The sequence below is a fragment of the Escherichia whittamii genome (assembly GCF_014836715.1).
Lineage (GTDB): Bacteria > Pseudomonadota > Gammaproteobacteria > Enterobacterales > Enterobacteriaceae > Escherichia > Escherichia whittamii.
The window spans coordinates 21,344-38,429 of sequence record NZ_JACSQI010000016.1; the positions used below are offsets into that span (position 1 = coordinate 21,344).

17 protein-coding genes are annotated in these 17,086 nt (G+C 51.3%); 9 read left to right on the plus strand and 8 right to left on the minus strand.

The features are described from left to right. Positions 1-5 precede the first annotated feature (5 nt). Both H9644_RS19275 and H9644_RS19280 read left to right on the plus strand, forming a co-directional pair. Complete coding sequence (locus tag H9644_RS19275) at positions 6-512, plus strand: tripartite tricarboxylate transporter TctB family protein (RefSeq protein WP_064530570.1); 507 nt, start codon at positions 6-8, stop codon at positions 510-512. Between the two features lie 12 nt (positions 513-524). Then, positions 525-2,015 carry a tripartite tricarboxylate transporter permease gene (locus H9644_RS19280; RefSeq protein ID WP_191776095.1) on the plus strand — a complete coding sequence of 497 codons (1,491 nt, stop codon included), beginning with the start codon at positions 525-527 and terminating at the stop codon, positions 2,013-2,015. Positions 2,016-2,197: 182 nt separating this feature from the next. Here the strand turns inward: H9644_RS19280 and udp are convergent, their stop codons facing one another. After that, entirely contained in the window at positions 2,198-2,962 is a 765-nt protein-coding gene (udp, locus tag H9644_RS19285) for a uridine phosphorylase (RefSeq protein ID WP_000045178.1), read from the minus strand. A gap of 261 nt (positions 2,963-3,223) precedes the next feature. Between udp and H9644_RS19290 the strand changes: the two genes are divergently transcribed. Continuing rightward, a complete protein-coding gene (locus tag H9644_RS19290; RefSeq protein ID WP_191776098.1) occupies positions 3,224-4,039 on the plus strand; it encodes a dienelactone hydrolase family protein in 816 nt (271 codons plus the stop codon). 39 nt (positions 4,040-4,078) lie between these two features. Here the strand turns inward: H9644_RS19290 and metE are convergent, their stop codons facing one another. Next, positions 4,079-6,340 carry a 5-methyltetrahydropteroyltriglutamate--homocysteine S-methyltransferase gene (gene metE, locus H9644_RS19295; RefSeq protein WP_064530565.1) on the minus strand — a complete coding sequence of 754 codons (2,262 nt, stop codon included), beginning with the start codon at positions 6,338-6,340 and terminating at the stop codon, positions 4,079-4,081. A gap of 117 nt (positions 6,341-6,457) precedes the next feature. Between metE and metR the strand changes: the two genes are divergently transcribed. Then, positions 6,458-7,411, plus strand: coding sequence for an HTH-type transcriptional regulator MetR (metR, locus tag H9644_RS19300; RefSeq protein WP_000573618.1), 954 nt, complete (start codon positions 6,458-6,460; stop codon positions 7,409-7,411). On the opposite strand, the gene bioP is transcribed toward metR, so the two are convergent. From bioP to pldB, 3 genes are all read right to left on the minus strand, one after another. Then, complete coding sequence (gene bioP / locus H9644_RS19305; RefSeq protein ID WP_105289513.1) at positions 7,299-8,198, minus strand: biotin transporter; 900 nt, start codon at positions 8,196-8,198, stop codon at positions 7,299-7,301. The two genes, metR and bioP, sit on opposite strands and share 113 nt — an antisense overlap. 75 nt (positions 8,199-8,273) lie before the next feature. Further along, positions 8,274-9,074, minus strand: coding sequence for a sugar/pyridoxal phosphate phosphatase YigL (yigL, locus tag H9644_RS19310; RefSeq protein ID WP_191776102.1), 801 nt, complete (start codon positions 9,072-9,074; stop codon positions 8,274-8,276). Positions 9,075-9,081: 7 nt separating this feature from the next. Continuing rightward, complete coding sequence (gene pldB / locus H9644_RS19315) at positions 9,082-10,104, minus strand: lysophospholipase L2 (protein ID WP_191776105.1); 1,023 nt, start codon at positions 10,102-10,104, stop codon at positions 9,082-9,084. Positions 10,105-10,214: 110 nt separating this feature from the next. On the opposite strand from pldB, the gene rhtB reads away from it, so the two are divergent. Beyond that, a complete protein-coding gene (gene rhtB / locus H9644_RS19320; protein WP_064530559.1) occupies positions 10,215-10,835 on the plus strand; it encodes a homoserine/homoserine lactone efflux protein in 621 nt (206 codons plus the stop codon). A gap of 61 nt (positions 10,836-10,896) precedes the next feature. On the opposite strand, the gene rhtC is transcribed toward rhtB, so the two are convergent. The 3 genes from rhtC to pldA all read right to left on the minus strand — a co-directional run bounded on the left by rhtC (position 10,897) and on the right by pldA (position 14,411). Continuing rightward, positions 10,897-11,517, minus strand: a complete 621-nt coding sequence (rhtC, locus tag H9644_RS19325; RefSeq protein ID WP_064530558.1) for a threonine export protein RhtC — start codon at positions 11,515-11,517, stop codon at positions 10,897-10,899. Between the two features lie 63 nt (positions 11,518-11,580). Further along, entirely contained in the window at positions 11,581-13,410 is a 1,830-nt protein-coding gene (recQ, locus tag H9644_RS19330) for an ATP-dependent DNA helicase RecQ (RefSeq protein WP_064530604.1), read from the minus strand. Between the two features lie 131 nt (positions 13,411-13,541). After that, positions 13,542-14,411: a phospholipase A gene (gene pldA, locus H9644_RS19335; RefSeq protein ID WP_191776108.1), complete on the minus strand. Its 870-nt coding sequence runs from the start codon at positions 14,409-14,411 to the stop codon at positions 13,542-13,544. A gap of 165 nt (positions 14,412-14,576) precedes the next feature. Here pldA and yigI point away from each other — a divergent pair, with 165 nt between their 5' ends. From yigI to H9644_RS19355, 4 genes are all read left to right on the plus strand, one after another. Next, entirely contained in the window at positions 14,577-15,044 is a 468-nt protein-coding gene (yigI, locus tag H9644_RS19340) for an acyl-CoA thioesterase YigI (protein ID WP_001277141.1), read from the plus strand. Between the two features lie 216 nt (positions 15,045-15,260). Beyond that, positions 15,261-16,151: an EamA family transporter RarD gene (gene rarD / locus H9644_RS19345; RefSeq protein ID WP_191776112.1), complete on the plus strand. Its 891-nt coding sequence runs from the start codon at positions 15,261-15,263 to the stop codon at positions 16,149-16,151. A 94-nt stretch (positions 16,152-16,245) separates the two neighbouring features. Then, on the plus strand, positions 16,246-16,626 hold the full coding sequence (locus tag H9644_RS19350) for a DUF805 domain-containing protein (protein WP_191776115.1): 381 nt from the start codon (positions 16,246-16,248) through the stop codon (positions 16,624-16,626). Positions 16,627-16,640: 14 nt separating this feature from the next. Continuing rightward, complete coding sequence (locus H9644_RS19355) at positions 16,641-17,021, plus strand: DUF2628 domain-containing protein (protein WP_191776118.1); 381 nt, start codon at positions 16,641-16,643, stop codon at positions 17,019-17,021. Positions 17,022-17,086: the final 65 nt, after the last annotated feature.

The window sequence follows — 17,086 nt, forward strand, 5'->3', positions numbered from 1 at the left end:
GGTCGATGAACACAAAACAGTCTGTTGCTCAACTCGCCGTACCGCACCGCAAGCGCCTTTCATCCACTGTGGTGGTGGCGCTGTTACTTTGTGTGGTTGCTGGCGCGGTGATGATTAATGCCGCTGATTTTCCAGCAACTGCCATTGAAACGGATCCCGGTGCAAGTGCCTTCCCTACTTTCTATGCCTGCGCCCTGATTGTACTCGCTGTCTTACTGGTGATACGCGATCTTTGGCTGGCAAAACCAGAACCTTGCGCCAACGCGCAGGAAAAACCGGCATTCAGGAAAACGGCAACGGGAATTGCGGCAACCGCGTTTTATATTGTGGCGATGAGCTACTGCGGTTATCTCATTACTACTCCTGTTTTCCTCATCGTCATTATGACGTTGATGGGCTACAGGCGATGGGTACTCACACCGGGTATTGCGCTGCTGTTAACGGCAATCCTCTGGTTGCTGTTTGTCGAAGCGTTACAGGTGCCATTGCCTGTCGGCACATTTTTCGAATAACAGGGGCCAGCAATGTTTGAAAGTGAACTTTTAACTCAGGGCTTATCGACATTACTCAATAATCCTCAGGCGCTGCTGTTTGCCACGTTTGGGGTGATGCTGGGGATTGTGATTGGCGCCCTGCCCGGTTTAACAGCGACCATGGGTGTGGCGATTTTGCTGCCTTTCACCTATGGCATGGAGCCCGTTTCTGGCTTGTTGATGATTTGCGGCGTCTTTTTTGGTGGTGTTTATGGTGGTTCTATCACCGCTATTTTGCTCAAAATTCCCGGAACGCCTGCCGCCGCTGCCACCGCCATTGACGGTTATGAGCTAACGAAACAGGGAAAAGCCGGGCTGGCGTTGAGTGCCGCCACGTTCTCTTCCTTTAGTGGCGGAACGATCAGCATCATTGTGCTGATGTTTCTCTCTCCGGTGCTTGCCAGTTGGGCGTTGAAATTTAGTGCCTCAGAGTCCTTCGCCCTGGCAACTTTTGGGTTGAGTATTATTGCCAGTATTTCCGGTGAGTCATTGATTAAAGGGCTGATTGCCGGGGTTGGCGGATTGCTGATCGCAACGATAGGTCTTGATCCTATGGGCGGCTTTCCTCGTTTTACGGGCGGATTTGTGGAGCTGATGAATGTGCCATTTATCCCAGTGATGATTGGTTTATTCGCTGCTTCAGAAGCATTCCGCTCTATGGAGCAAAATCAGCATATTCGTCAGGGCGCGAAGGTGGCTATCGGCAGTCTGTTACTGCCCTGGCAAACGCTACGCCGCATCGCATTAACCATTTTGCGATCATCGGGATTAGGGGTTTTTATCGGCATGATCCCCGGTGCAGGGGCGGATATTGCGGCTTTTGTTGCCTATAACGAAACTCGTCGTTTCAGTAAGACACCAGAAAACTTTGGTAAGGGTGAAATTAAAGCTGTGGCTTCCTGCGAGGCAGGCGCGAATGGCTGCACCGGTGGCGCATTGTTACCTATGTTAACGCTGGGGATCCCAGGCGATGCGGTAACCGCCATCATGCTGGGCGCGTTAACGTTACAAGGGATGCAGCCAGGTCCGCTGATGTTTACCGACCACGGCGATATGGTTTATACACTGTTTGTCGGCATGATCTTCTGTTACTTCATGTTGTTAGTGCTTGGACTGCTCTCTCTGAAAGTCATCGGTAACGTCGTGAAAATCCCCGGCAATATTCTCACGCCGATGATCCTCGCACTTTGTGTTGTCGGGACTTATGCGCTAAACAACAGCCTGTTTGACGTGGGCATTATGTTAATTGCGGGCGTGGTGGGCTATTTCATGCAGAAAGGGGGATATCCGGCGTCGCCAGTGGTCCTGGCATTGATTATGGGACCAATGGCGGAAAGTAATTTTCGCCGCGCGCTGTCGCTTTCAGGGGGGGCACTCGACTTTCTGTATACCCGACCGATTACCCTGGCATTGCTGACTCTGGCAGCCTTTACGTTACTGACGCCAATAATCCGCAAAATTATGCGCTTACGGCGTCAGTAATTGATATCGCTCCCCGAAGTTGGGGAGTGTGAGACTGATGACAAACGCTAAATTGCCTGATGCGCTACGCTTATCAGGCCTACCTAAGAAATGCAATATATTGAATTTGCATACTTTTGTAGGCCGGATAAGGCGTTCACGCCGCATCCGGCATGAATAAATCGCATTTTATCAACAAGTTGTCATTTCAGCAGACGACGCGCCGCTTCCACCACGATTTTCACCGCATGGCTTTCGGTTTGTTTCATCGTCTCGGCATTCGGGATCTCTTGCTGAGTGCGGTTAACGATAACGCCCGCCACCATACCCGCACGCAGGCCCTGACTTGCACACATGGTCAACAACGTTGCAGATTCCATTTCATAGTTCATCACGCCCATCGCCTGCCACTCTTCCATAGAACCTTTAAAGTGACGAACTACGCGACCAGAGTAAGTATCGTAACGTTCCTGACCTGGGTAGAAGGTATCAGAAGAAGCAGTCACACCAACGTGGGTGGTGGCGCCAATGGATTTCGCGGCTTCTACCAGTGCAGTCGTACATTCGAAATCAGCGACAGCCGGGAACTCCAGCGGTGCGAAGTGCAGGCTCGCGCCATCCAGACGAACAGACGCTGTAGTGACCAGTACATCACCAACATTAATATGCGGCTGAATAGCGCCAGTCGTACCGATACGCAGGAAGGTGCGAATGCCCAGCTGTGCCAGTTCTTCAACGGCAATAGAAGTAGACGGGCCGCCGATACCGGTAGAGCAGACAATAACAGGTTTACCATCCAGCTCTGCGCGCCAGGTGGTGAATTCGCGGTGAGATGCCAGCTTAACCGGCTTATCCATCAGCGCGGCGATCTTTTCCACACGATCCGGGTCGCCAGGGACGATGGCAAGCGTAGCCCCTTGTAAATCGTTTTTAGTGAGGCCGAGATGAAAAACATCAGACTTGGACATATACAACTCCTCTGTGAATCGGTTTAGTCAGAAGAAGCAAAAAGACACTTTACCGAAGGGTTTAACATTTTTTCGTGATACTCATCACCATGACGAAAATGCGTTGCATAAATTTACCCGCCAAAAGTGATGCAAATCACATAAATCACTCTTCATTCTGCAGGACTGCATAAAAGATGAGCCGATTCAGGCAATGTGATTTGTTGCATGCTGACTATAGTTAACATTGCGCAACATTTTTATAAGGGTACGGAGAATACCATGGCAACAACACAACAATCTGGATTTGCACCTGCTGCATCGCCTCTCGCTTCGACCATCGTTCAGACTCCGGACGACGCGATTGTGGCGGGCTTCACCTCTATCCCTTCGCAAGGGGATAACATGCCTGCTTACCATGCCCGCCCAAAGCAGAGCGATGGCCCACTGCCAGTGGTCATTGTAGTGCAAGAAATTTTTGGCGTGCATGAACATATCCGCGATATTTGTCGCCGTCTGGCGCTGGAGGGGTATCTGGCTATCGCACCAGAACTCTATTTCCGCGAAGGCGATCCGAATGATTTCGCCGATATCCCGACACTGCTCAGTGGTCTGGTGGCAAAAGTACCTGACTCACAGGTGCTGGCCGATCTTGATCATGTCGCCAGTTGGGCGTCCCGCAACGGCGGCGATGTCCATCGGTTAATGATCACCGGATTTTGCTGGGGCGGGCGCATCACCTGGCTGTATGCCGCGCATAATCCACAGTTAAAAGCCGCAGTGGCGTGGTACGGCAAGCTGACGGGCGATAAGTCGCTGAATTCGCCGAAACAACCTGTTGATATCACAACCGATCTTAACGCGCCGGTTCTCGGCTTATATGGCGGTCAGGATACCAGCATTCCGCAGGAGAGCGTCGAAACCATGCGCCAGGCGCTGCGGGCAGCGAACGCGAAAGCAGAGATTATCGTGTACCCGGATGCAGGACATGCGTTCAACGCCGATTATCGCCCGAGCTATCATACTGAATCGGCGAAAGATGGCTGGCAGCGAATGCTGGAATGGTTCAGGCAGTATGGTGGGAAAAAGTCACTGTAATGAGAAAAGGCCGGGTGGTGTTGCCACCCGGTTTGGATTTTATCCCCGACGCAAATTCTGCGCCGCCTGCACCATATTCGCCAGTGCCGCGCGGGTTTCTGGCCAGCCGCGCGTTTTCAGGCCGCAGTCCGGGTTTACCCACAGGCGTTCTGCCGGAATGCGTTTTGCCGCTTTCTTCAGCAGGGATTCAATCCATTCCACGCTCGGTACGTTTGGCGAGTGAATGTCATAGACGCCTGGACCGATTTCATTCGGATAATCAAACTCTTCGAACGACTCCAGCAACTCCATGTCGGAACGCGAGGTTTCGATAGTGATGACGTCTGCATCCAGCGCCGCAATCGAATCCATGATGTCGTTGAACTCGCAATAACACATGTGAGTGTGGATTTGTGTCTCATCCTTCGCCACAGCGGCGTTGATACGGAAAGCCTCCACGCCCCACTGGAGATAGGCGTCCCAGTCACTACGACGCAGCGGTAAACCTTCGCGCAGTGCCGGTTCGTCAATCTGGATGATGCCAATTCCAGCGGCTTCCAGGTCCGCCACTTCATCACGCAGCGCCAGCGCAATCTGTTTAGCGATGGTTTCACGGCTGACATCTTCACGCGGAAACGACCAGCAGAGAATCGTCACCGGGCCGGTCAGCATCCCTTTTACCGGTTTGTCGGTCAGCGATTGGGCGAACGATGCCCACTCAACGGTGATCGGCGCCGGGCGGCTAACGTCACCAATGACAATCGGCGGCTTCACGCAGCGGGAACCGTAGCTCTGTACCCAACCGTTTTGCGTAAAGACAAAACCATCCAGGTGCTCGCCAAAGTATTCCACCATGTCATTACGTTCAGCTTCGCCATGCACCAGCACATCCAGACCTAAACGTTCCTGCTCAACAATGGCCTGCTTGATATGTTCCGCAATGCCCGTGCGGTAGTTATTGGCGTCGAGATTACCCTTTTTGAAATCCAGACGCAGGGTACGAATTTCTGTGGTTTGCGGGAAGGAGCCAATAGTCGTGGTCGGCCATGCGGGCAGTTTAAAACGCGCACGCTGGGCTTCAGCACGCACTTCATAAACATTCGCACGCTGACTGTCCTGGGCGGTGATCGCCGCCAGACGCTTTTCTACTGCCGGATTATGTACACGAGTAGAGTGACGACGCGCCTGAATCGGAGCGCTCCACTCTGCCAGAGCTGCCGTGTTACCACTGTTCAACGCATCGCGCAGCAGCGCCAGTTCGTGACATTTTTGCAGGGCGAAGGCAAACCAGCTTTTTACTTCTGCATCAAGACGCGTTTCCACGCTCAGGTCGATGGGGCTGTGCAGCAACGAGCAGGAAGAAGCGACCCACAAATCACGTTTGCCGACAATGTCCTTAATTTGCGCATATTTCTCGGTGAGATCGGCACGCCAGACGTTACGACCATTGATAAGGCCAGCAGACAGCAGCCAGTCAGAAGGCAGGCGCTTGTGCAGTTCTGCTACATCATCTTTTCCATGAACGAGGTCGACATGCAGCCCCTGAACAGGCAGCGCCGTAATCGTGTCGAGGTTTGGCGTTACACCTTCAAAATAGGTGGTCAGCAGCAGTTTCGCCTGCCCCTGCAGTGCATCGTAAGCGGGTTTGTATGCGTCCAGCCACGCTTGTGGCAGTTCCAGTACCAGCGCAGGTTCGTCGATCTGTACCCACTCAATACCGCGTTTTGCCAGTTCTGCCAGAACCTGCTGATAAACCGGCAGGATGTCGTTCAGCAGGCTCAGGCGATCAAACTGCTCACCTTTCACTTTACCCAGCCACAGGTAGGTAATCGGCCCCAGCAGCACAGGCTTGACCTTGTGGCCCAGCGCCAGCGCCTCATCCACTTCCTCCAGCAACTGAGTCCAGGTCAGTTTGAACTGCTGCCCTTTAACGAACTCCGGCACCATGTAGTGATAGTTGGTGTTAAACCATTTGGTCATTTCCGCCGCCGCAGCAGGTTCGCCAGTCGGCGCACGCCCACGACCAATACGGAACAAGGTGTCGATATCCACCGAACCATCTTTGTTCTGATGACGCGGAGGAACGTTACCCAGCAGCAGGCTGGTGGTCAGAACATGATCGTACCAGGCAAAATCGCCCACTGGCAGCAGGTCGATACCCGCTTGCTTTTGTTGATCCCAGTGACGAGCACGTAATTCACGCCCTACTGCCAGCAGTTCTTCACGCGTGGAGTTCCCCGCCCAATAACTCTCTTGCGCTTTTTTCAGCTCGCGACGCAGGCCAACGCGAGGGAAACCGAGGGTGTGATTAAGAGTTGTCATTATATGCCCCTTGTGGAATTTTTAGTATTTAGACGTCCAGATGTTTACACATCCATATTTGCCAGTTACTGTATATTCCTCAAGCGCAAATTATTCATGCCGAAGTGAAGGACTTTCATGATCGAAGTAAAACACCTGAAAACGCTACAAGCGTTGCGGAACTGCGGCTCGCTCGCAGCCGCTGCGGCGACGTTGCATCAGACGCAATCCGCCCTGTCTCACCAGTTTAGCGATCTGGAACAACGCCTTGGTTTCCGGCTATTTGTGCGTAAAAGCCAGCCGCTACGCTTTACACCGCAGGGGGAAATCCTGTTGCAACTGGCAAACCAGGTACTGCCGCAAATCAGTCAGGCACTGCAAGCCTGCAATGAACCGCAGCAGACGCGCCTGCGCATTGCCATCGAGTGTCATAGCTGTATTCAGTGGCTGACGCCTGCGTTAGAAAATTTCCATAAGAACTGGCCGCAGGTTGAGATGGATTTTAAATCGGGCGTAACGTTTGACCCGCAGCCCGCATTGCAACAGGGCGAACTGGATCTGGTGATGACCTCCGATATTCTGCCGCGCAGTGGCCTGCATTATTCGCCGATGTTCGATTATGAAGTGCGTCTGGTATTAGCTCCTGACCATCCACTGGCGGCAAAAACGCGTATTACACCGGAAGATCTCGCCAGCGAGACGCTGCTGATTTATCCGGTGCAGCGCAGCCGACTCGACGTCTGGCGCCATTTTCTGCAGCCCGCAGGCGTTAGCCCGTCGCTGAAAAGCGTCGATAACACCTTATTGTTGATTCAGATGGTTGCCGCGCGGATGGGCATTGCCGCCCTGCCGCATTGGGTGGTGGAGAGTTTTGAGCGCCAGGGTCTGGTAGTAACCAAAACCCTGGGTGAAGGCTTGTGGAGCCGACTGTACGCCGCAGTGCGCGATGGCGAGCAGCGTCAGCCGATTACGGAAGCGTTTATTCGCTCGGCACGCAATCACGCCTGCGATCATCTGCCGTTTGTGAAGAGCGCGGAGCGACCCACTTACGATGCACCCACAGTGAGGCCAGGATCACCAGCGCGCCTGTAATAAACGTTGGCCAGTGCGGCTGTTGGTGCCAGATAGCCAGGTTAACCAGCAGCCCTGCCGGAACATGCATATTATTCATAATGCCCAGCGTTCCGGCGTCAACCTGAGTCGCGCCGTAGTTCCACATAAAGTAGCCAATACCGGAAGCCACCACGCCAAGAAACACCAGAATGCCCCATTGCAGCGTGGTTTGCGGCATTTTCTGCGCATTACCCAGCAATGACCATGCAATCACCGCCACCAGGAACGCGCCGAGATAGAACCACGCAAAGGCGTTGTGCTGCGGCATCGGGCGAGTTTCCATCAGGCGTTTGTAACCCACCATGCCGATGGCAAAAGTGATATTGGAGAGTTGCACCAGCAGCAGGCCAGTCCAGAAATGGTTGGTGACTTGATCGTAACGAATAATTCCGGCGCCAATCACCGCCAGCAAGGCGCTAAAGGCATAGCCCCAGCGCAGACGGCGCTTGCTCATAATGTCATAAATCAGCGTGATGTAGAGCGGTGTCAGCACGGTAAACAATAGCAGCTCGGAAACCGTCAGGTAGAGATAAGCACGGAAACTCAGCATATACATCACGCCAAGCTGCATCGCGCCCACCAGCATATACAGGCCGACCGTTTTCAGGCTATTACCACGGGTGCGCAGAAACGGCAGGAAAACGAGCGCCGCCAGCCCAACGCGCACCAGCACCGCAAAATAGCTGTCGACGTGGCCCGCAAGGTACTCGCCATAAAAACTAAAGGAGAAGGCCCACAGGATAGTGGTGATGATAAGTAGCGCCACAATGGAAAACTCTTTGATTAACGAGTATCCATTGTAGCGAAGTATCAGGTTGACAACTGACCAAATAAAGAACTGTTACGATAAATAGAGCTTACGCAGATAATGCGGCACCGCGTCTTCGGCGTTGGTACCAATCACTTCCAGTTCCGGATGCAGATCTTTCAGTCGTTGATGCGCACTGCCCATGATGCAGCCTTTACCCGCCATCGACAGCATTTCGGCGTCGTTCATTCCATCACCAAAGGCAATGCAATCATGCAGGCTGTAGCCCAGTTTCTTCGCTACCGCTTCCAGGGCATGGCCTTTTGAAACGCCGCCAGCCATGACTTCCAGGCAGGTTAAGGTTGAGAAACTGACGTTGACGCGATCGCCCCAGCGAGCGTTAATCGCCTGCTCCAGCGGCAGCAGTTTTTCATGGGAATCACTGGTGAAGAACACTTTGCTGACGCCTTCTGGTTCCAGCAATCCCGGCTCATACAGCGCGTAATTGAACACCGCTTCTTTGAAAAAGCGCATCTCCTCCGGGCGGTGGCGATTCATAAACCATTCATCATCACGATAAACGTTAGTAATGATCTCCGGGTTGTCGTTGACCACACCAAACAGGTCGCTGGCAATGTCGCGATCCAGGTTATGAGCAAAAATCAGATTGCCATCCAGATCGTGAACGCGCGCGCCGTTGGAGGTGATCATGTAAGACTTAATCTCCAGATTATCGCGAATTTGCCCCACATCGACGTGGTGGCGACCGGTCGCAAACACAAAGTTGATGCCGCGCGCGGTAAGTAGCTTCAGCGTTTCTTTGGCGTAAGGGGATAACGTATGGTCGGGAGAAAGTAACGTGCCATCTAAATCAGACGCAACAACCTGGTACATAAGAAATTTAAACCTCTGTAGAGCGGTTTCCGCTGGGTGAGTTATGCCTGTTGAAAAATTCAACGATGGCGTGGAGCGCGACTGAGCGCATTGCGTCCTTTTCAAAAAGGATCTCGTGGTACGCACCTTTAATTACCAACGGTCGGCCTCCTTCTACAGGATGGCCCGCGGTGGCGCGAAGTTCACAAAAACGGTCATGCATGTGGTTATCCACCACGCGCTCTTCTTCAGCCTGCAAAAGCAGCGTTGGCGTGGCGTCATCACCTACTCCGGCTAACACCTGTTCTCCGGCCAGAATACTTTCGCGTACCCAATGGTAGGTCGGCCCACCGACGCGAATCGTTGGGTCATCAGCATAGAAGCGTAGATTGCGCTGATATCGCTGTCTGCTGTGAGTAAGCACGTTGATGGCAAACGGCAAGGCGCGCCAGCGCCCGGTGCCTATTGCATATCCATCGCGAAAACGTGGGTGCGCTTCGGCCCAGTTTAGGATCTGCCGCGCCATAAATGACGGCATGCGAATCACAATGCCGAACATTGGCGCGGTCAGTGCAATGGCATCGCACACGCCAGGGTGGCGTTGCAGAAACAGTGTGGAGATTGCGCCGCCCATCGAGTGGGCCAGTATATAGCGTTTACGCCACGGACCTGGCTGGACCTCTTGTTGCCAGAATGCCGCCAGATCATCAACATAATCATCAAAGCGATTAACATGCCCGAGATGCGGATCGGCTAACAGACGACCAGAACGCCCTTGCCCGCGATGGTCGATGATTAATACGTCAAATCCCAGGTGAAACAGGTCGTAGGCCAGCTCCGCATATTTTACGTAGCTCTCAATACGCCCCGGGCAGATGACAACCACCCGGTCATGGTGCTGCGCGCGAAAACGGACAAAGCGCACCGGAATGTCATCCACACCAGTAAACTCTGCTTCATCACGTTGACGCCAGAAGTCAGTCAGCGGTCCCATGGTAAAAGCAGCAAACGCTTTTTCTCTTGTTTCCCAGTCTTTTTGCTGCTGAAACATCGGGTAATCTGCCTCTTAAACCACGTAAAATCGTTTTTTTAAGCGTGCCTGACACAACGCTGCGACAGTAGCGTATTGTGGCACAAAAATAGACACACCGGGAGTTCATCATGACTTTAGAATGGTGGTTTGCTTACTTGCTGACATCGATCATTTTAAGCCTGTCGCCAGGCTCTGGCGCAATCAACACCATGACCACTTCCCTCAACCACGGCTATCGTGGTGCAGTGGCGTCTATTGCTGGTTTACAAACTGGGCTGGCGATTCATATTGTGCTGGTTGGCGTGGGATTGGGGACGCTATTTTCCCGCTCGGTTATTGCTTTTGAAGTGTTGAAGTGGGCGGGAGCGGCTTACCTGATTTGGCTGGGAGTCCAGCAGTGGCGCGCCGCTGGTGCAATTGACCTCAAATCGCTGACTCCGACCCAATCACGGCGTCATCTGTACCAACGAGCCGTATTTGTGAATCTCACCAATCCCAAAAGTATTGTTTTTCTGGCAGCGCTATTTCCGCAATTCATCATGCCACAGCAGCCGCAAGTTATGCAGTATATCGTGCTCGGCGTCACCACCATTGTAGTCGATATTATTGTGATGATCGGTTACGCCACGCTCGCCCAACGGATCGCACTCTGGATTAAAGGGCCGAAACAAATGAAGGCATTGAATAAGATTTTCGGCTCGCTGTTTATGCTGGTAGGGGCGCTGTTGGCATCGGCGAGACATGCCTGAAAAATAATGTCGGATGCGGCGTAAACGCCTTATCCGACCTACTCTGATGATGCGTCTGGCATCAACGCGAAATAATCAAATGAATGCCAAATCCGGCAAATAACGCTCCGGCAAAACCATCAATCCACTTCGCCAGACGCTGATAACCCTGGCGCATTTTCGGCAGGGCAAACAGGCTAGCAACAACGGTAAACCACGCCAGCGTTTCGACAATAATTAGAGCGAAAATACCCCAGCGCGCGGTGGCGCCAACATTATCGCCGACAAACAGTGAGAACACCGAACCAAAGTAGATAATCGCTTTCGGATTCGCGAGATTGGTCAGTAAGCCTTTCAGGAAACTGCGCCCGCTTTTCGCCAGCTCAACCTGTGGCGCAGGTGCAGAAACGACTTCTTTTTTCAGTGCGCCACGCAGCATCTGGTAGCCCATCCAGCAGAGATACAGGCCACCACCAACCATAATGAGCGTATGCAACCAGGCCATTTTTTCGATAATCAAATGCAGGCCAAGCAGCGCGATCCCTGCCCAGACCATTACGCCACAGGTAATGCCCAGCACGCCCATCATCGCTTCTTTACGCGAACGGCTAACGGCAGTTTGAGAGACAAAAAAGAAATCGGGACCGGGGCTCATAAGCGCCACGATGTGCACCATGGCAACGGTGAGGAATAACATCAACATACAATTGACTCGCGGGGAAAACGTTTACGGAATCTTCATCCTGGCACTTTTTTATGCCGCTGACTACTCTTCATCGTCGCCGTCAACATGCGCGCGGATCAGCGTCATAAACGGTTTACCAAAGCGTTCCAGCTTGCGCATCCCAACGCCGTTGACACTCAACATTTCGCTGGCGGTGATTGGCATTTGTTCAGCCATCTCAATCAAAGTTGCGTCGTTAAACACCACGTACGGCGGCACATTGCTTTCATCAGCAATAGATTTACGCAGTTTGCGTAATTTGGCGAACAGTTTGCGATCATAGTTGCCGCCGAAGGATTTCTGCATCGCTTTCGGTTTGAGCGCCACGATACGTGGCACGGCAAGTTGCAAAGAGGATTCGCCGCGCAACACCGGGCGCGCGGCTTCTGTCAGTTGTAATGCCGAATGCTGGGCGATGTTTTGCGTCACCAGGCCAAGGTGGATCAGCTGGCGGATCACGCTCACCCAGTGCTCATGACTTTTATCACGGCCCATGCCGTAGACTTTCAGTTTGTCATGGCCATATTCGCGGATACGCTGGTTATTGGCGCCGCGAATCACTTCCACCACATAGCCCATACCAAACCGCTGGTTTACGCGCCCAATGGTGGAAAGCGCAATCTGCGCATCGGTTGAACCATCGTACTGTTTTGGCGGATCAAGGCAGATATCGCAGTTACCACATGGTTCCTGACGGCCTTCGCCAAAATAGTTCAGCAACACCAGACGGCGGCAAGTTTGCGCTTCGGCAAACGCCCCCATCGCGTTAAGTTTATGGCGCTCGATATCCTGCAACTGCCCTTGCGGTTTCTCTTCCAGACAGCGACGCAGCCACGCCATATCCGCCGGATCGTAAAACAGCATCGCTTCCGCAGGCAGGCCATCACGCCCGGCGCGACCGGTTTCCTGATAATAGGATTCGATATTGCGCGGGATATCAAAGTGGACCACGAAGCGGACGTTCGGTTTGTTGATACCCATGCCGAACGCCACGGTAGCTACAACAATTTGCAGGTCATCGCGCTGAAATTTTTCCTGCACATCGGCGCGAACATCGTTTTCCAGGCCGGCATGATACGCCGCTGCGCTAATCCCCTTACTTTGCAGACGCGCGGCGGTGTCTTCTACTTTCGCCCGACTGTTGCAGTAGATAATGCCGGACTTTCCCCGCTGTTCCTGTACGTAACGCATCAACTGATCGAGCGGTTTGAACTTCTCCATCAGCATGTAACGAATATTCGGACGGTCAAAACTGCTGATTTGAATTAGCGGATCGTTCAGCCCCAGCAGGCGCACAATATCCTGGCGCGTGGTGTCGTCGGCGGTAGCGGTTAGCGCCATAAATGGCAGCATCGGGAAACGCTGGCGCAACTGACCGAGTGCAGCATATTCCGGGCGGAAATCGTGGCCCCATTGGGAAATACAATGCGCTTCATCAACGGCTAATAAGACAGGGTTCCAGTGCGCCAGATGCTCAAGGAAGTTATCTAACATCAGGCGTTCCGGCGCGATATACAGCAGCCGAATTTGCCCTGTACGGCAGCCTGTCATCACTTCAAGCTGTTGCTCGCGGTTTTGCGTCGAGTTCAGACACGCCGCCGCCACGCCGTTAGCCTGTAGTTGATCCACCTGGTCTTTCATCAATGAAATCAGCGGTGAAACAACCACGGTAAGGCCGTTTAGCAATAAGGCAGGGATTTGATAGCAAAGGGATTTTCCGCCGCCAGTGGGCATGACGACCAGGCAATCGCGACCAGAAAGTACGGTATCGATAATTTCTTCCTGGCCTGGGCGAAACTGTTGGTAGCCAAAGGTTTCTTGTAAAACCTGTTTAGCTCCGAACTCCAGATTCAACACTTCCGCCTGCGCCACATTCACCCCGATTGCCTGAAATAAAAACAGGCGCTATTTTCAGCGCCTGCGCGATAAACTGCAATGCTTTTAGTCTCTGACAGGGAAATCCTGGATGCTGGATTCCAGTTTTACCTTTCAATCAACTCGCATTAGAACAGGTCGTTTAGCATCACCCCCACGCCGACGCGGGTCTGGTTAAAGTTATAATCGATGAGCGATTCGCCGTAACCGCTGTAGACCTGAGTATAAAGACGTACATGTTTGGTGATCGGGTAACTTAAGCCTAACTCCGCGCCGCCGTAGCCCGTGTTCCAGTTGTACTGCCCTTTCGCGCTCAGTACCGCATCGCCAAGGTGATAGCCGATTTTAAGCTGGTAGTACCCCATATATTTGGTGATGTCCGGGTTATCGTCCGTATTACCCACCACATACCACGGTTTCACTTCCACCAGCGAATTGCCGTTTTCTGCCATCAGGCGGGTGTAGATACGGTTCCAGCTACGGGAAGTCGGGTCAGAACGCCCGTTTGAGTCGTGGTTGTAGCCCATTTCCACATCGCGCAGCGTCCAGCCAGCAAAGCTGTAATCTGTGGCAAAACCGAGGAACAATTGCGGTTCGTAGTTGGTTTCACGAAACGGTGATGACTCATCACTATTAGAAAGCTGCCACCAGGATTTCTGGGTGTAGGAAGCGCCCAGTACAGAGTTTGGTCCCAAAATCCCCCGCCACAGCGGAAACGCCAGGCTCAACTGGAACTTTACTTCATCCTTACGCGCGTTTTCTGCCCAGTCGTAACTGGCAATCGCTTCTTTATTCAGATCGCTGGTTTGGGTATAGATGATGTAGTTGGTGTCATAAGGATAAAGGGTGAAAGGATTGTCATGCTCCTGCAACATATTGGCGATGATGCTGCCACGTACTGCAGGCGCATCATGCACATCTTTCACCGTTGCTTCTTGCGCATTTGCCACTATCGGCAGCATACACACCGGCAACAAGCAGCCCAGTAGAGTCCGCATCGATCGTGTTCTCCGTAACGAATTATTGATTAGATGAATATTTTTTCTGCGGGCTATTTTACATACTTAACTCAATTGCCGTTAGTTATCCCTTCCTAAAGTAGAAACCAACAACAAAGAAGCATAAAATCAACATTTCATTAACCATTGAAGTGTAAGGATGATATGTCTGCCGTACTGACCGCTGAACAAGCCCTGAAATTAGTGGGTGAAATGTTTGTTTATCACATGCCGTTTAACCGGGCGTTGGGGATGGAACTGGAGCGTTACGAAAAAGAATTTGCGCAGCTGGCCTTTAAAAATCAGCCGATGATGGTCGGTAACTGGGCGCAAAGCATTTTACACGGAGGGGTCATTGCGTCGGCGCTGGATGTCGCCGCGGGTCTGGTATGTGTAGGCAGCACTTTAACGCGTCACGAAACCATTAATGAAGATGAACTGCGCCAGCGGCTATCGCGGATGGGGACCATTGATCTTCGCGTCGATTATCTGCGTCCAGGCAGGGGTGAGCGTTTTACAGCCACCAGTAGCCTGTTACGTGCGGGTAATAAAGTCGCCGTCGCCCGTGTCGAACTGCACAATGAAGAACAGCTTTATATTGCCAGTGCTACCGCCACCTATATGGTAGGTTGAAAATATAAAAACAGGTAAACTGCTGAAACTGATAACAAACGCAAATTGCCTGATGCGCTACGCTTATCAGGCCTGCCTGAAAAATGCAATATATTGAATTTGCATGCTTTTGTAGGCTGGATAAGGCGTTAACGACGCATCAGACATGAACAAAGCGCACTTTGTCAGCAAACTGAGCAGGTAAACTGCTATTAACAACAAAAAATGAGTTTTCCAATGGATGCAAAACAAACGCGGCAGGGCGTATTACTCGCCCTTGCCGCTTATTTTATTTGGGGTATTGCGCCTGCGTACTTCAAGCTGATTTATTACGTACCTGCTGATGAGATCCTGACGCATCGCGTGATCTGGTCGTTTTTCTTTATGGTGGTGCTGATGAGCATCTGCCGCCAGTGGTCCTATTTAAAAACGCTGATTCAGACGCCGCAGAAAATCTTTATGCTGGCAGTCTCAGCCGTGCTGATTGGCGGTAACTGGCTACTATTTATCTGGGCAGTGAACAATCACCATATGCTGGAAGCCAGTCTTGGATACTTTATTAATCCACTGGTGAATATAGTGCTGGGGATGATTTTCCTCGGCGAGCGATTCCGCCGGATGCAATGGCTGGCGGTGATTCTGGCAATTTGTGGCGTACTGGTCCAGCTCTGGACTTTTGGTTCGCTACCTATTATCGCGCTGGGGCTGGCATTTAGTTTTGCCTTCTACGGTCTGGTGCGCAAAAAGATTGCGGTAGAAGCACAAACTGGCATGTTAATCGAAACCATGTGGCTATTGCCCGTGGCGGCGATCTACCTGTTTGCTATTGCCGACAGCCCAACCAGCCATATGGGGCAAAATCCAATATCATTGAATTTGCTGCTGATCGCCGCCGGTATTGTCACTACCGTACCGTTGTTGTGTTTTACCGCCGCTGCCACGCGCTTGCGCCTCTCTACGTTAGGCTTTTTCCAGTACATTGGCCCGACGCTGATGTTCCTGCTGGCCGTGACGTTTTATGGTGAAAAACCGGGTGCCGATAAGATGGTGACTTTCGCCTTTATTTGGGTAGCGCTGGCAATTTTTGTGATGGATGCGATTTATACGCAGCGTAGAACGTCCAAATAAAAAATAAATATATTCTGAAAAAAAATGCCTGCTCTTGCATGAGAGTAGGCATATTGTCATGTTTGAAGGAGAATCACACAAGGATGTAAATTAAATGTTACGTATATTTATTCCAACATCTAACGGCAGAATTTCCAGACGCCGCTATTTGTTTTCATTTATTTTAACAAATCTAATTTGTGTCTTGCTTATTGCTTTTTTTAGCGAGGCCGGTTCAGGATTTTTTGTTATAATATCTACCATTCTTCTCCATTATCTCGTCATCAATATGAATTGCCAACGACTCCGTGATAGTGGTTTCTCGTATATAAAAACGTATATTTTTAGCACATTAGCTGTCTATACCATCTCTATCATCACCATGATTGCCGAAAATTTTGATTGTTCAGGCAATGGTTCGATGATTTTCTTAATTTGCTATTTTACCACTTTCAGTATGCTAATACTTGCACCTACTGATTCATCAAACAAATAATTAATGGAGTATTTATGAGTAAGGGATATATGACCGATGGTTCATTAAGTGAAAAATGGAAATATCGATTTTCTTTTTATGATCAACATGGATTTCCAGGATTCTGGGGGGCAACACCAGAATATAAAACAGCATTTAAAGCATTAAAAATAAGGCAACGATTAACTATTCAAATGAATTTCATTGCTTTCTTCTTTTCCTGGATATATTTATTTGTCCTGGGATTATGGAAAAAAGCAATTATAGTAATGCTACTTGGCATTCTCTCACTATTGGTTGGTGCATTAATTGGTGTTAATGTACTGGGGTTCGCTGTAGCAGGCTATGTTGCTGTTAGCACGAACAAATGGTTCTATGAAAAAGAAGTAAAGGGTATTGATACCTGGAGTCTCTGAATAATCGGAGGTTTAGATTTGGCTAAACCTCCTTTAGCTGATTTTTGCAGCATAAAGCAGGAGCT